Origin of the sequence: Polymorphospora rubra (assembly GCF_018324255.1) — a bacterium.
GTDB classification, from domain to species: Bacteria; Actinomycetota; Actinomycetes; order Mycobacteriales; family Micromonosporaceae; genus Polymorphospora; species Polymorphospora rubra.
Window position 1 is genome coordinate 5,403,868 of sequence record NZ_AP023359.1, and the last position, 14,466, is coordinate 5,418,333.

13 protein-coding genes and 2 pseudogenes are annotated in these 14,466 nt (G+C 67.9%); 11 read left to right on the forward strand and 4 right to left on the reverse strand.

The features are described from left to right. Positions 1–907: 907 nt before the first annotated feature. The 5 genes and pseudogenes from Prubr_RS38290 to Prubr_RS24535 all read left to right on the forward strand — a co-directional run. A pseudogene (locus tag Prubr_RS38290) lies at positions 908–1,288 on the forward strand (replication-relaxation family protein); the annotation flags it as partial. Beyond that, entirely contained in the window at positions 1,224–2,633 is a 1,410-nt protein-coding gene (locus Prubr_RS24520; protein WP_425518064.1) for a replication-relaxation family protein, read from the forward strand. The pseudogene Prubr_RS38290 and the gene Prubr_RS24520, both read left to right, overlap by 65 nt. A gap of 77 nt (positions 2,634–2,710) precedes the next feature. Continuing rightward, positions 2,711–4,000, forward strand: coding sequence for a sigma-70 family RNA polymerase sigma factor (locus Prubr_RS24525; protein ID WP_212817229.1), 1,290 nt, complete (start codon positions 2,711–2,713; stop codon positions 3,998–4,000). 32 nt (positions 4,001–4,032) lie between these two features. Beyond that, positions 4,033–4,170 (forward strand): hypothetical protein, encoded by a 138-nt coding sequence (locus Prubr_RS24530; protein ID WP_212817231.1) that lies wholly within the window; start codon positions 4,033–4,035, stop codon positions 4,168–4,170. Continuing rightward, the gene (locus Prubr_RS24535; RefSeq protein WP_212817233.1) at positions 4,152–4,379 is read left to right on the forward strand and encodes a hypothetical protein; all 228 of its coding nucleotides are present in this window, start codon (positions 4,152–4,154) and stop codon (positions 4,377–4,379) included. Before Prubr_RS24530 ends, Prubr_RS24535 begins: the two co-directional genes overlap by 19 nt. Before the next feature lie 46 nt (positions 4,380–4,425). Here the strand turns inward: Prubr_RS24535 and Prubr_RS24540 are convergent, their stop codons facing one another. The 3 genes from Prubr_RS24540 to Prubr_RS24550 are packed head-to-tail and all read right to left on the reverse strand — an operon-like array spanning position 4,426 to position 7,160. Continuing rightward, positions 4,426–6,030 (reverse strand): MFS transporter, encoded by a 1,605-nt coding sequence (locus tag Prubr_RS24540; RefSeq protein ID WP_212828472.1) that lies wholly within the window; start codon positions 6,028–6,030, stop codon positions 4,426–4,428. Between the two features lie 2 nt (positions 6,031–6,032). Next, entirely contained in the window at positions 6,033–6,452 is a 420-nt protein-coding gene (locus tag Prubr_RS24545; protein WP_212817235.1) for a VOC family protein, read from the reverse strand. Positions 6,453–6,494: 42 nt separating this feature from the next. Then, positions 6,495–7,160, reverse strand: a complete 666-nt coding sequence (locus Prubr_RS24550) for a winged helix-turn-helix transcriptional regulator (protein ID WP_212817237.1) — start codon at positions 7,158–7,160, stop codon at positions 6,495–6,497. 483 nt (positions 7,161–7,643) lie between these two features. Between Prubr_RS24550 and Prubr_RS24555 the strand changes: the two are divergent. The 4 genes and pseudogenes from Prubr_RS24555 to Prubr_RS24570 form a co-directional block, all read left to right on the forward strand. Beyond that, positions 7,644–8,804 (forward strand): annotated as a pseudogene (locus tag Prubr_RS24555) (IS256 family transposase); the annotation flags it as partial. A 42-nt stretch (positions 8,805–8,846) separates the two neighbouring features. Beyond that, positions 8,847–9,182, forward strand: coding sequence for a transposase (locus Prubr_RS24560; protein ID WP_212816619.1), 336 nt, complete (start codon positions 8,847–8,849; stop codon positions 9,180–9,182). Next, entirely contained in the window at positions 9,179–10,105 is a 927-nt protein-coding gene (locus tag Prubr_RS24565; RefSeq protein WP_212817241.1) for an IS3 family transposase, read from the forward strand. Before Prubr_RS24560 ends, Prubr_RS24565 begins: the two co-directional genes overlap by 4 nt. A 404-nt stretch (positions 10,106–10,509) precedes the next feature. Beyond that, positions 10,510–11,208, forward strand: a complete 699-nt coding sequence (locus tag Prubr_RS24570) for a tyrosine-type recombinase/integrase (protein ID WP_246567581.1) — start codon at positions 10,510–10,512, stop codon at positions 11,206–11,208. A gap of 59 nt (positions 11,209–11,267) precedes the next feature. Here the strand turns inward: Prubr_RS24570 and Prubr_RS24575 are convergent, their stop codons facing one another. Next, a complete protein-coding gene (locus Prubr_RS24575; RefSeq protein ID WP_212817243.1) occupies positions 11,268–11,825 on the reverse strand; it encodes a dihydrofolate reductase family protein in 558 nt (185 codons plus the stop codon). Between the two features lie 474 nt (positions 11,826–12,299). Between Prubr_RS24575 and Prubr_RS24580 the strand changes: the two genes are divergently transcribed. After that, the gene (locus Prubr_RS24580; RefSeq protein ID WP_281425838.1) at positions 12,300–13,724 is read left to right on the forward strand and encodes an MFS transporter; all 1,425 of its coding nucleotides are present in this window, start codon (positions 12,300–12,302) and stop codon (positions 13,722–13,724) included. Continuing rightward, the gene (locus tag Prubr_RS24585) at positions 13,717–14,046 is read left to right on the forward strand and encodes an EthD domain-containing protein (protein ID WP_212817247.1); all 330 of its coding nucleotides are present in this window, start codon (positions 13,717–13,719) and stop codon (positions 14,044–14,046) included. Before Prubr_RS24580 ends, Prubr_RS24585 begins: the two co-directional genes overlap by 8 nt. Positions 14,047–14,466: the final 420 nt, after the last annotated feature.

The window sequence follows — 14,466 nt, forward strand, 5'->3', positions numbered from 1 at the left end:
CTGGAGCGGGCTGGTCGGAGTCCATCATCCCGCGCTGTCGAGCATCAATCCATATTGCGCGTGTAATAAGGCGCCGTTTTTGTATTGGCGATAGTGTATGTCAAAGGTATGCTCGCCGACTGCAGGTCGCCGGCGTACGCGGCGCGGGTGTTCGCCGACCACGGCGGTGCCCGGCTCGACCGCTCGCCCGCCTACACTCCGGCCGATTCCTCGCCGAGTAGCACCGACCAGCCCGACCAGGCCACGGCGTCCGTCGATGGCCTGGTGGGCAGGGTTCACACGTCTTATGGGTTTACAGGTCCGCCGGCTGTACCCACAGGACAGCCCGCAGGGGGTCAGGTTGGACCTGACCCCCTGCGGGCTGTGGACCTCGGCCGGTCAGGCAGCCGGTGAGACCGCCGGAGAGGTTGGGGCGGTGGCAGTAGACGGCGGCGCAACGGGCACCGCAGTGACCGCGTCGATGCCGTCCACGTCCGGCCTCGGCTTGAGTTCGCCGGTCATGCAGCTCTTGACGTACGCCTCCTCCACCTGGGCACGCCACGCCTGGCTTGGTGCCGTCCCGTCGGTGTCGGCCGGCACCTCCGGATTCGAGGGGGGTCGTATCCGATCTTGCACGCCTCGGCGGACGGCTCCGTGTCCTGCTCGTAGAGCTTGATCCGGTAGTCGATCCCCTTCTGGGCGACCTCATCGAGCTCGTCTGACAGACGCGGTCCGCTGCTGACAGGTCGCTGTAGGGTGTCGCCGTCGCGGTTGTTGGTTGCCGATTGGTGTGGACCCGATCGGCAACCCGTGACAGCGTGTTAGCCCAGCACAGGGCCACCGTCCAACCTGTCTGCCGGCAGGCGACTGACACAGTCTGTGTCACCGGTGGTGGCGCCATAGGCGTGCTGTGGGAGGTCGAGAGCCGATGGCGGGCAGGAGCACCAGGTCGCTCGTCGAGCGGCTGCGTACCTCGGGCGGCCCGTCGCACGACCTGCTGGTCCTGCTGGACACGTACCGGGTGATGACCACCGACCAGTTGGCCCGGGCGACCGGCGCCCCGGTCCGCACGGCCAGGTATCGGCTGGAGCGGCTGCGGGAGGCGGGCCTGGTCGACGCGGTGCGGCCGGGCCGGGAGTCGGGCTCGGCGCCGCGGCACTGGTGGCTGCGACCGACCGGTGCCCGCCTGGTCGCGGGGACGGCGGCCGGGCAGGGTCGGGCGCCGTCCGGCATGTTCGTCGCGCATCAGGCGGCGATCGCGCAGGTGTGGCTGGCGCTGCGCGACGAGGGGCCGGCGGCCGGGCTGGTGCTGCGGGACTGGTGGGTGGACCGGGCCGGGCTGGCAGGAGTGGAACGCCCGCCACGGGTATGGCAGCCGGCGGCGTCGGATCACGCCGGACGCGGTCGCCCTGGTCGACGTCGACCACGCCGGCGTGGTCGGCACCGCCGCGGTGTTCATCGAGGTCGACCTCGCCAGCATGACCCAGGTGTTGCTGCGGGAGAAGGTCGGCCGGTATCTGGCGTACGCCGCCGATCGGGCGTGGGACGGCGTGTGGCCGAACTGCCCGCCGCTGCTGCTGCTGACCACCACCGCGTCCCGGGCGGCGACGTTCGTCGCGGCGGCCGGCAAGATGCTCGCCGCGAGCCGTCGGGGGAACGTGGTGTACGGCGGTCAGGCCGGCCGGGACATCGCGGCCGCCGAGGCCCTCGTCGTCGCCGCGTGCGGCCTGGTCCGCGACCCGGACACGGCTGCGGGCGACGTCGTCTGGATGCTGCCGCAGGAGGAGGCGACGCTGGTGTCGCTGCCCGAACTGCTGGCCGAGCGGATCGAGGCGCAGGCCCGCGCCCGACACTGGCTGGCCGAAGCCGACGCCGCCGCCGACCGGGACCGGCTCGTCGACGAGCTGCGCGCCGTCGACGTCGACGACGTCGGCCGGCTCCTGGCGGCGCCGGCCGCCGCCGCGATGCTCGAGTTCCTCGCCGGCTCCGACCCCGGCCGGCTCGTCGACGAGCCCGAACTCGCCGAGATCCTGCTCGCCTGGTGGACCGACCGCGACGACGTCGCCGGCGACCGGCTGCGGCGGCTGCTGACCGACCGGCACGCCCGCGAGTGGGCCCGCCAGGTCGACGCGCTGCTGACCGCCGTCGACGCACAGGGCGACCAGCCCCGGCTGTGCGTGGCCGCGACCCGGCTGCTGCGACACCGGTTGTTGTCACGCATCGACGTCGACCTGCTCGGCACCCCGCTCGGTCGGACCCGCGAGCAGCTCCAGGCCGATCTACTGGACGGCTACCAGGCCGACCGGGACGCCGCCGCGGCGGCGGCGTACGCGCGGCTGTCGCGGCGGGCCCGGCGCACGACCAGCGTCGAACAGCTCGCCGGCGAGCACGACCAGGAGCACCTGCTGGTGTGCGACGTCTGCCGGATCGTGACCCGCCGGCCAGCGCCGGGGGAGTGGCCACCAGGCGAGTTCTGCACGTACTGCGGCGACGGCGAACCGGTGCCGTACGAGCGCCACGACCAGGTGCCCACACTCGACGCCCTCGTCGACGAACTGCGCGCCGTCGCCGGCAACCAGACGCCCGTCGCGGACCCGCTTGTTGACGGGCTACGGGCCGCTGCCGACAAGGGCCACCCGGCGGGAGCAAGCTAAAGCACAACTAGTAGTTAGCGGCTGAGGCGGCCTGTCGCCGACCCGGATGCGGCGTCGGTCGGGGAGGTGCGGAGACGATGTGGAAAATCGATGCGACGTCAGGGAACGAAACGACGGCGGCTTGTCGTGAGGAGGGCATGACAGCGGCCAACACCACCATGACGGATGAGATCATGAGCACCGACTTCGACGATCCGCTTGACGAACTGCTGGACCCGACTCACGAGGACGCGTCGCCCGACGAGTACCCGCGGCTGACGAACATCTCCACCGGGTTCATGTACCGCGCCGTGGTCCGGGCACAGGATCCCGCACCTCCGGAGTACGTGACCGTCCCGCTACCCGTCCGCCTAGAGGATCCGAGGTCGACTGTTGCGGTGTCGCAGTGGAACAGCTTGTGGGAGTCCGCGCAGTTCCGCCGACGCTTCTTCGACGAGGAAACCCTTCCGGCGCCCCTGTACAAGGTCGCCGACCGCGGCGACCTGAACGTGGTCTTCGTCCCGCGTACCCGTTCGAGGTACTACGAGTACGCCCCGCTGTTCCACCTGCTCCCGAAGTCCGCACTACAGCGACACGGCTTCCCGTTGTTGCGTTGCGGGGACTGGCCGTTCTCGGCCCAGCTGACCGACATCGACGCGTACCTTCCGGCTGACTTCGAGACCCGGCTGTCGCGGGCCTGGGCCGGCGCCGTATGGAGACACCTCATGCCGCAATACAAGTCCCCGATCAGCGGGTTTACGAAGGACGATCCGATCCGGCTGCTCGCGCACAATCTCGACTTCTGGATCCCACCGGTGACCGAGGTGATCCAGGACATCCTGCGAGACTTCCCGGAGGTGGACAAGGGCATCACCCCCAGCCCCGTGCACCTGCAGGACGGTTCCGTGCTGGAGGGAACCGTGGCGGCGAATCCCCGTATGGGTGGAGACGTGTGGCGGGGCGAAGAGGAAGCTACGGATGTCGTGCGCTGGACGGTCGAGGCCGCTGACGCCGACGGCCGGCTGCGCGGCATCCTCGACGCTGTACGTTCGCACCGCTGCGAGGACGACTTCTCGTCCCGGTGGACCGGCGCCCGCGAGGACTTTGAGCGCAAGCTGTACAGCAAGCGCTCGAAGGTGAAAGTCCGGTTCGTCGAGCTGACCGACACCATCCCAGTTCACGGGCCGGAGACGGAGGTCGTCGGTCGAATGCTGTGCGGCGACTTCCTGGCACTGCTCGACGAGCGCGACCGTACGGTAGTCGTCCTGCTCAGCAGCGGCGTGACCAAGCTGACCGAGGTCGCGGACATCATGGGGTACCACAACCACAGCGCCGTCTCGAAGCGCCTGGACAAGATCCGTCAACAGGCTGCACGCTTCTTCGGCTGACGACACGGTGGTCAACTGGCAGGGGTGCGCGGGTGCACGACGCCACCGCCGCCCGCATGGAGGGCATTGACGTCCTGCTCGACGCCTACCCGCAGGTGAAGGTCCTGGTCGACACCGGCTACCAGGGCCTGACAAAACCAATCCGGCGCAGGTGGTCGCACCGCCGCTGAAACTGCGGCCCGGAGCGGCCGAAGCGCGACAGATCGCCTGGGAAGCCGAACGCAGACGCCAGTCCTCACGACGGATACCGGTCGAACACGCCATCGCCGAACTGAAGTGGTGGCGCCAGCTGCAGCGCTTCACCGGACGCCGCGAACTACTACCCGAGACCATGAACGCCGTCGCCGGACTCGTGTCCGACCGCATGATCACCTGGTGACGTCACGCCAGTCAGTCCTCAGCCCTCGCTACTGCGCACAAGATCGTTAGCTCTGGAAGACGGTGCCTCTGTTGCCCCGGGTGGGATGATCGGTGGCGCTCTCCTCGACCCACTCGGTTCCCTGGTCCGGTTCCTCGCCGATCGGGCGGATGTGTCGCATCAGGACCGTGCTCAGTACCGCGACCACGCCCAGCAGCGCGGCGCTGACGGCTGCGGCCACGTTCATCCCTTGAGCGAACGCCGCCTGCGCCGGGACGAGCAGCGCTTGGGCATCGGACGGGAACTGCTGTGCTGCGGCTATCGCACCGGCCAGGGTCTCTCTGGCGCTGTCGGCCGCAGCGGCGGGGATGTCCGCGGGGACGGCGTCGGCCATCTGGCTCCGGTACACGGCCATGCCGACGCTGCCGAGCGTGGCCACGCCCAGCGCGCCGCCCAACTCTCCGGCTGTCTCTGACATCGCTGCGGCGGAGCCTGCTTTCTCCGCGGGAGCCGAGCTCACGACCAGGTCGGTTCCCAGGGCGAGGAGTGGACTGATGCCCATCCCCAGGACGACCTGCCCGATGACCAGCAGGGTGAGCCCCGAACTCGCGTCGATCTGCGTGAGCGTCCCGAACCCGAGCACGCTGAGTCCGAGCCCGCCGCCGATCACGGTGCCGGGGCGAATCTTGGCCGCCAAGGCGGGAGCCACCAGGAACCCGACCATCATGCCCGCGACCGAAGGAAGCAGCCACAGGCCGGCCTGGAGGGGCGAAAGCCCCTGGATCATCTGGAAGTACTGTGTCACGAACAGCATGACCGCGCTCATGGCCATCACGCCGAACAACATGCTGCCCAGGGCCGTGCTGAGGGTCCGATCCTTGAAGAGCGCCATGTCCAGCAGGGGGGCGGCAAGCCCCCGCTGTCGAACGATGAACAGCGCGCCGATGCCAAGGCCGAACACCAGAGCCAGGACGGAAAGCGCCCCCAGCCCGTCGGAGGCGAACTCCTTGAGGGCATAGATGATCGGCAGGATGGTGACCAGAAGCATGACGGCGCTCAACAGGTCCAGCCGGCCCGTGTTCGGGGCCCGGTACTCCGGCAGCAGGAACGGTGCGGTGACTACCAGGAGCACCATGACGGGAACTCCGATGAGAAACGCGGCGCCCCACCAGAAGTACTGGAGGACGACGCCGCCGACCAGCGGCCCGATCGCCATGCCGCTCATGAAGCACATCATCCAGATGCCGATGGCCGCGGCGCGCTGCTGCGGGTCCGCGAACATGTTCCGGATGAGGGCGAGCGTGGACGGCATCAGAGTGGCTCCCGCGAGCCCGAGGAGGGCACGGGTTGCGATGAGCATTTCGGCACTGACCGAGTAGGCCGCGACCACGGAGGCGACGCCGAAGACCACTGCTCCGATGAGGAGCAGCCTGCGCCGACCGATGCGGTCACCGAGGGCGCCCATCGTGACCAGGAATCCGCCGATCATGAAGGCGTAGATGTCCAGGATCCACAGCTGTTGGGTACTGGTGGGCGCGAGGTCCGCGCTCAGTTCGGGCAGGGCCAGGTACAACACGGTCATGTCGATGGACAGGAGCAGCGTCGGCAGGGCCAGGACAGCGAGGCCGATCCATTCCCGCGGGCCCGCACGAGCGCTGTCGGAGGCCTGCATGGTCACAGTGGCCCCTCCCTCTCGGCGGTGATCTGCCAGGCGTGGCCGTCGGGATCGGCGCAGATCGCGGTGTAGCCCCACTCCTGCTGCTCAGGGGCGGTGATGACCTCGCCGCCCGTGTGCCGCACCCGGTCGACGAGCGCGTCTACGTTGTGCGCCGTATCCAACGTCAAGCCGAGCAGGCACTCGCTCACCGCGACCGGCGCGAGCTGACGGCTCCCGAGCACCCAGTCGAGACCGTCGGAAGGAATGAGCGCCAGCAGCGTCCGACCGGCGAGTCGGTACTGCAGGGGCTCGGGCAGCCCATCCTCGGTCGGGGTGCCCACCGGCTCGAACCCGAACGCCTCCCGATAGAAGTCTGCCGCCCGCTGCCTGTCCGCGATGGGCAGGCTGACGGTGAATTCAGATGCTGTGGTGGTCACGGTGCCCTCTCCTCGCTCGCGGTCAGGGACTGAGCCTGTCGGTCATGGGGTTTCGGCGGGCTCCGCCAGAGGGACGTGGAAGGTGCGGGCGAAGCGCTCGAACGCTTCGGGCGGTCCTTCGATCTGGATCGCGCCGCCCGTGAGCGCGGCAGCAGGTGCGAGGTTGCCTGCGAGCAGGGCACGCAACTCGGGGCCGCTACGGATCGTCAGATCGGCCACGAAGCCAGGCACCCCTGCGCCGACCGTGACCGAATCCGGCGTCGTGTCAGCCCACGCGGTGGCAGGGCCCGTGTGAACCACGTAGCTTGTGGCGGTGTCCGTGACGCCTGGCCGATATCCGGCACGTAGCGCGGCAGCCAGGGACATGTCGGTGATCACGTCGTCGGGTTCCGGAACGGTCATCGTTTCCGCTCCCCACCTGCCGAGCGCATCAAGGATGGGCTCCAACGCGTGACCGTGCGGCGTAAGCGTGTAGAGCACGCCACCGCCGGGCCGCTCACCGGCCACCCGCGTCACCACCCCGGCCGCCTGAAGATCACGCAACCTGGCCGTCAGTACGCTGGTCGGAATTCCCGGCAGCCCCTCATGCAGATCCTTGAAGCGGCACGGCGCCACACTCAGATCCCGCACGATCAACAGCGACCACCGCTCACCAAGCACGCTGCTCGCCTTGGCGAGCCCACAGAACTGACCGTAATCCCTGCCCATGACTTCACATTACGAAGCAGGCTTCGTTAATGCAAGCGCAGAAGCGTGACGGGTCTACGAAGCTGACGCTTCGACTGCGAGGGCAGATTGGAGGGGAAGGACGCCGGTGCGGGCCGCAGGCCGGTGTCGTTTCTCAAGACCCTCACTCCGGCCCGCCACGAACGTACGTCTACCCAAGCCGATGGATCATGGCGGCTGGGGGCGCGGGAAAGCTGCGGTGGCCCGGGTGGAGTCCGGGCCGTCTGTTCGAGACGTGGTCTGGACCGGATCCGACCACCTGGTCGGGCTCCGTTGAGCTGCGAAGATTCGGCACCCGGCGGCGACGTCCGGAAGCCGCACGGTGGCACGGGCAGCTATCCGGATCAGGTCACGTCCACGGGAGTGGTGTACGACGGTCGGGTCCTTGACTCGCCCGTAACGAGATGAACGGCCATCGGATTGATCCTTCAGAGACCGACCAAGATCTTGAAGGAGACCGCACCGATGACCGCATTAGAGAGTGTGAACCCTGCCGACCTGCTACGCCAGCAACTGGCCGAGGGTGGCCCGGACGTGTTGGCGGCGATGGTGACCGCGTTCGCGAACGCGTTGATGTCCGCCGACGCCGACGCGGTCTGCGGGGCCGACTACGGCCAGCGCAGCCCGGAGCGGACGAACTCGCGTAACGGCTACCGGGCCCGACAGTGGGACACCCGGGCCGGAACGGTCGAGCTGGCGGTGCCGAAACTGCGTCACGGCTCGTACTTCCCGGACTGGCTGCTGGAACACCGACGCCGCGCCGAGCAGGCCCTGGTGACGGTCGTGGCCACCTCGTACCTGCTCGGGGTGTCGACCCGCAGGGTCGAGAAACTCGCCGAGCAGCTCGGCGTCACCAGGTTGTCGAAGTCGCAGGTGTCACAGATGGCGCAGCACCTCGACGCCCAGGTCGAGGCGTTCCGAAGCCGGCCCCTGGACTCCGCCCACTACACGTTCGTGGCGTTGGACGCGCTGACGATGAAGGTCCGCGAGGACGGCCGCACGGTCAACGTCGCCTGCCTGGTAGCGGTCGGCGTCAACGCCGACGGCCACCGCGAGGTCCTCGGCCTCGACGTGTGCGCCAGCGAGGACGGCGCCGGCTGGATCGCGTTCCTCCGCGGCCTGACCGCCCGCGGCCTCAAAGGCGTCCGCCTGGTCATCTCCGACGCCCACCGCGGCCTCGTCGACGCGATCGGCTCCGCCCTACCCGGCGCGTCCTGGCAACGCTGCCGCACCCACTACCTACGCAACCTGCTCACCAAGGTCCCCAAAAGCGCCCAACCATGGGTGGCGACCATGGTCCGCACCATCTTCGACCAGCCCGACCCTGGCGAGGTCCGCGCCCAGTACGCCCGCGTCGTCGACACCATCAACGCCAAGTACCCCACCGCCGCCGAACACCTCGACCAGGCCCGCGAGGACCTACTCGCCTTCACCAACTTCCCACACGAGATCTGGCGCCAGATCTGGTCCAACAACCCACAGGAACGGCTGAACAAGGAAATCCGACGCCGCACCGACGTCGTCGGGATCTTCCCCAACAGAGCCGCCGTCATCCGCCTCGTCGGAGCCGTCCTGGCCGAACAGACCGACGAATGGACCGAACAACGCCGCTACATCGGGCCCGAATGAGCCACCCCCGCTTCCATGGAGCCTCTTGATCATGGTCTGATGGCCGTGGGGAGGAAGTCGTTCGTGGTAGCACCGAAGAAGTACCCCGACGAGCTGCGTCAGCGGGCTGTGCGCTTGTATCGCGAGTCGGACCCGAAGCCGGTGATCCGGCGTTTGGCCGAGCAGCTCGGCGTGCATCCTGAGGCGTTGCGGAACTGGATCCGGCAGGCCGAGGCCGACGCGGGTGAGCGGCACGACCGGCCCACCAGCGAGATGGTTGAGGAGAACCGCCGGCTTCGTGACGAAGTGGCCGAGCTGCGGCGGGCGAACGAGATCCTGAAGGCGGCGAGCGCGTATTTCGCGGCGGAGCTCGACCCGACCCGGCGACGGTCATGACGTTCATTGATGAACATCGTGACCAGTTCGCGGTCGCGCTCCTGCTACGGGTCCTGAACATCGGTGCCTCGACGTACTACGCGTGGGTCAAGCAGGTCGAACAGCCATGCGACCGCGACATGGTCGACCTGGGCCTGATCTCCAACATCCACGAGATCTGGACCGCGTCCGGGCATACCTACGGCGCGGACCGGGTGCATCGGCAGCTACACCGTGACGGGATCCGCGTGGGCCGCAAGCGGGTGGAGCGGCTGATGGCCGACCAGGGTTGGCAGGGCGCGTTCCTGCGCCGGGGCTGGCGCGGCGGCTCCACCCGGCAGGACCCTCGGGCGACACCGGCGCCGGACCTGGTCAACCGGCGGTTCACCGCTGCCGGGCCGAACCGGCTGTGGGTCGCCGACGCCACCCGTATCCCGTGCGGCGAGGGCGTGTTCTGGCTGGCCGCGGTCCGCGACGCCTTCTCCCGCCGGATCGTCGGGTGGAAGACCTCCGACCGCTGCGACACCGACCTGATCCTCGCCGCCCTCGAATACGGCATCTGGTCCCGCGACGTCCGCGACGGCCAGCTCATACATCACAGCGACAGGGGCTCGAACTACACGTCCTTCCGCTTCGCGGAACGCTTACAGGACAACGGGATCCTGCCGTCGATGGGATCCGTCGGCGACTCGTTCGACAACGCGCTCATGGAGAACTTCTGGTCCACGCTGAAGATCGAACTCGTCTACCGCACCTCCTGGCGGACCCGCGACGAGGCCGAGAACGCGATCTTCGCCTACATCGACGGCTGGTACAACACCCACCGCATCCAGAAGGAACTGGGCTACCTCAGTCCCGACGAGTACGAAACCGTCTGGCACACCCGCCAACACAACCGAACCGAGCCACCTATCGCCACCCCTGCGCCAGCCGGCAGCAGGTAACCACCGCTCCATCAAAGCGGGGGGAACTCAGAACTCCTCACCAAAGCCCGCCAGGAAACCCCCGAAGACCAACAACCCGACGCCGTGCCGCAACCCAAACCCGCACTGACCACCGCATAAGCTCATCCCAGGATCAACCGGTGGCCGTCAGCTCATACACCACCACCGTGGACGTGACCGGTTGCCCCTGCCGTCTGTGCAGCTCAGTGTCCACCTGTGGCAAGTAATGACGAGTTCGGAGTGGCTACGGTTGGTAATAAGGGGTCGTCGGTTCGAATCCGGCCGTCCCGACAGCGTGAGGGTTCTCGCAGGTCAGAGACTTGTGAGGGCCCTCTTTTCATTGCTTGGCATGGATGCCTGGTCTAGCACGCCGCTGTTGGACTCCTTGACTCGGGCAGGTTGCCATGCCACAACTCGATCTTCAAAAACTCACCGTCGGACTGTCCCGGACCTGGGCCGGATACCTGCGGGACTGGGACCGGTCACTGCGCGCCGGGAACTATCCGGAGACGACCCGCTACAACTACCTCCTCGCTGCCGCGCAGCTCGGCCGGTATCTGGGGGAGTGCTCCCCGGATCCCGACGCCGACGAGGCGGCCGACGATCCGTGCGCGGTGACCAGGGGGCACGTGGAGGCGTTCCAGGCCTGGATGATCGCTACCAGGTCCGCGTCGACCGCCCTGAACAAGCACAAGGGACTGCAGCAGTTCTTCAAGTGGCTCCTGGTCGACGAGCAGGCCATCGACCGGACGCCGATGGAGCGGGTACGGCAGCCGAAGACACTCCGCAAGCTGATCCCGGTCATGAGCGACGAGGACACCGGCAAGCTCCTCGACGCCTGCAGGGGCAAGGGCTTCACGAACCTGCGCGACGAGGCGCTTATCCGTCTGTACTGCAACACCGGCGCCCGCCTGTCCGAGGTCGGCAACCTGTTGGTGGCCGACGTCGACCTGAACACCGAGTCGGTGCACTTCCACGGCAAGGGCGCCAAGGACCGGCGGGTCCGGTTCGGACCCAAGACCGCTTGGGCGACCGGGACCACATCGAGGTTGGAGGCACCCCGGGTACGACCGGTCGGGGCGGTCAGCGGTTGGTCGGGGTGAGCCGGCCGTCGACGGCGGTCGGGAATGCGTTCAGGTTGACGGGAGCGTTCGTCGTCGCCTCAGCGGTCGATGGTGTAGCGCAGGTGAGCGGCACCGTCCCAGATCTCCTGGCCGACCTGGGTCAACTGGAGCGTCATGCCCTCGGGGACGAGCGGCGTACCCGACCCCAGTGCCACCGGGGCGACGAACAGGTCGAACTCATCGAGCTCCCGGGCCGCCATCAGGCCGTGCATGACGGCGAGGGAGCCCCACAGCAGCAGTGTCGCGTCGTCACCGTCACGTCGGCGCTCCCGAACGTGGGACACCGCATCCGCCACGATCGTCGCCGGCTCGTACGTGCCCCAGGGCGCGGCGTCGAGTGTCCGGGAGAACACCACCTTGTCGATCCGGTTCACCCGCTCGGCGATGGGTTCGTCCGAGGTGGGCCAGAACTGCGAGAAGGCTCCGTAGGACCGACGCCCCAGCAGGACCGAGTCCACCTCGTCGAGCAGCCGGTCGTTCCATCGCTGGCTCGCCGCGTCGGCGCCAGGCCGAACCGCGGCGAAGATGTCCTGTTCCCCGCGCGGCCCGGCCGCGTATCCATCGACCGAGACCCACTGCTGCGCCACAACCCTCATGCGGCCGTTGATACCACCCCGGGTGGTGCGACGGCTACCCGACGGACCGCCCGCGCGAACCCGTCATGACACGAAGCCCACAGGACCGCCCGTCGCGGCCGACCACCACAGGCCGGTGTTGTTGCGCTACCCCCGATACACCGGGAACGGCCGCACCGGCGGCACCAACTCGAACCTGGGGCATGGCCAGCGACACCGACAACGCCATCAGTCTGGTCGGGGGTCCAGCCGATCCAGTCGCGTCCCATGAGGTCGTCCGGGCCGACTGGGCGGGGGGTGCCGATCGGGCTGCGCCTCAGGTGCATGCATGTCGAGTCGATCAGCGTGGTGAGCTGCGCCGTCTTCCGACGCCCTGGCCCAGCCGTCAGGTATGGACGTAAGCGGAGCTCGGTGACACCGGCATGTACGCAGCTGCTCGTCCGAAAAATCCCTTCTGGGGCACTAGGTCCCCTCGCGCGACGTGAGGGTGGCGCGATGTTTCGGGACTGTTGCCTTCATCACGGCCCGACGGTATCGTCCGACCATCACGTCGAATGTCGAACATTAGGAAGCCGGTATGACACACGCCGTGGCCACCACCACCAACACGGTCCCCCTACAGCCAGCAAGGACTCCGTCCGCAAAGTCACGGTCGCCTCCATGGTCGGGACCGTCATCGAGTGGTTCGACTTCAACCTCTTCGGCGCCATGGCGGCGCTGGTTCTCGGGCCGCTCTTCTTCCCCTCCGACAACCCACTGACCAGCACACTGCTTTCCCTGGCGACGTTCGGCGTCGCCTTCGTCGCACGCCCCTTCGGTGGCGTCCTGTTCGGTCACTTCGGCGACCGGTACGGCCGCAAGAAGGCGCTGGTTCTCGCGCTGCTCATGATGGGCGTGGGTACGTTTGCTATCGGGTTGCTCCCTACCTACGCCTCGATCGGAATCGCGGCGCCGATCCTCCTGGTCACCCTCCGTCTGCTTCAGGGTCTGGCGCTCGGCGGCGAGTACGGCGGCGCGGTGCTGATGGTGGTCGAGCACGAGGGGGCGGCCAAGCGTCGAGGCCTTCTCGGAGCCTGGATGGGCAGCGCATCGCCGATCGGATACATCCTCTCTGCGGGACTGATCGCCATCACCTCGGCGCTGATGCCCGAGGATGCCTTCAACTCGTGGGGCTGGCGCGTTCCGTTCCTGCTGAGCGCCGTCATGGTCATCGTCGGCCTCTACATCCGCATGTCGCTCGAGGAGTCGCAGGCGTTCAAGGACGTCGTCGAGCAGTCGAAGACGCCGGAGGTCGTCAAGATCCCCTTCGTGGAGATGTTCAAGCGCTACCCACGCAGCGTGTTCTCCTCCATCGGTGCCGCGCTCGGCATCCATGCCGGCTACTACCTGTCCATCATCTTCGCCCTGGCGTACGCCCGTAACGACGTGGGCTTCAGCGCTACGTCCAGCCTTGTGATGGTCCTGATCGCATCCGTCTTCTACTTCTTCGCGATTCTGGCTTCAGGACATATCTCGGACAAGGTCGGCCGGAGGGCTCCGATGCTCGTGGGCGTCATCGGATTCGCTGTCTGGGTCTTCGCGCTGTTCCCGTTGATCGCCACCCATAACGCCCTGCTAGCGGGCCTGGGCTTCTCGGTGGGCCTTATCTTCCTCGGGGCGCTCTTCGGCCCGATGAGCACCTGGCTCGCCGAACTGTTCGGAACGCAGGTCCGATACACCGGAATTTCGTTCGGATACACCATCGCGGCCGTCATCGGCGGCGGTATCACGCCGGCGCTGGCCGTTGCGCTCATGGACCGCTTTGACAGCACGATCCCGATCTCGGTGTTCGCCGCCGCCATCGCTGTGATCGCTTTCCTCACCATCCTGTTCACGCGTCACGGGCTGTCCCACAAGGAGGAGGACCTCAACAATGTCTGAACCCAACAGCGCCAAGCCGGGAGTGTTTCTCGTGCGGGCAGAGGTTCGTGACGATCTGCGTGACGACTTCGACCACTGGTACGAAACCGACCACCTCCCACTGGTGATCAAGACGCTGGGGGCGACGTCGGGACGGCGCTACTGGAGCGTGACCAACCCCGGAGTCCACTTCGCGGAGTACGAGTTCGACGATCTCGACTCCCTTGTGGAGGTGGTCGGGTCGCCGAGGCTTCAGCCGCTGCTCGATGAGTTCGACTCCCGGTGGCCCGACGGGGTCGTGCGCACCAGGGAGATCCTCGAAGCGGCCGGCGCAGGACGGTGACTAGCTCCGGATGAACGGATGACGACGGAACTTGTCGGCGTCGACAGGCCGACGCGGCGGCGAAATGCCCGCCCCGGGAGTCCGGCCACGGGCAGTTCAGCCAGTTGGCCAGTGGCGCAGTGCAGGATCCACGAGCCCAGCCCGGCCCGACCGTCATCGGTCGGGCCGGGCTCCGCCGTGCGGGCGGCGGTCACGGCGTGCCCGGCGTGGGCGGTCACGGCGTGCCCGGCGTGGGCGGTCATGACCAGCACGGTGCGCCGCATCGAAGCAGGCCCGAGGCGGTCGAAGTTGGGTCTTCCGCGGTGGGCGCGGTGGGCGAGATGTGCCAACCCACCGTGCAAGGCGGATGTGAATGCCCGTCGGCCGCAGATCCTGTCGACAGGACCTGCGGCCGACGGGACAGCCACCGGAGCCGGGCGC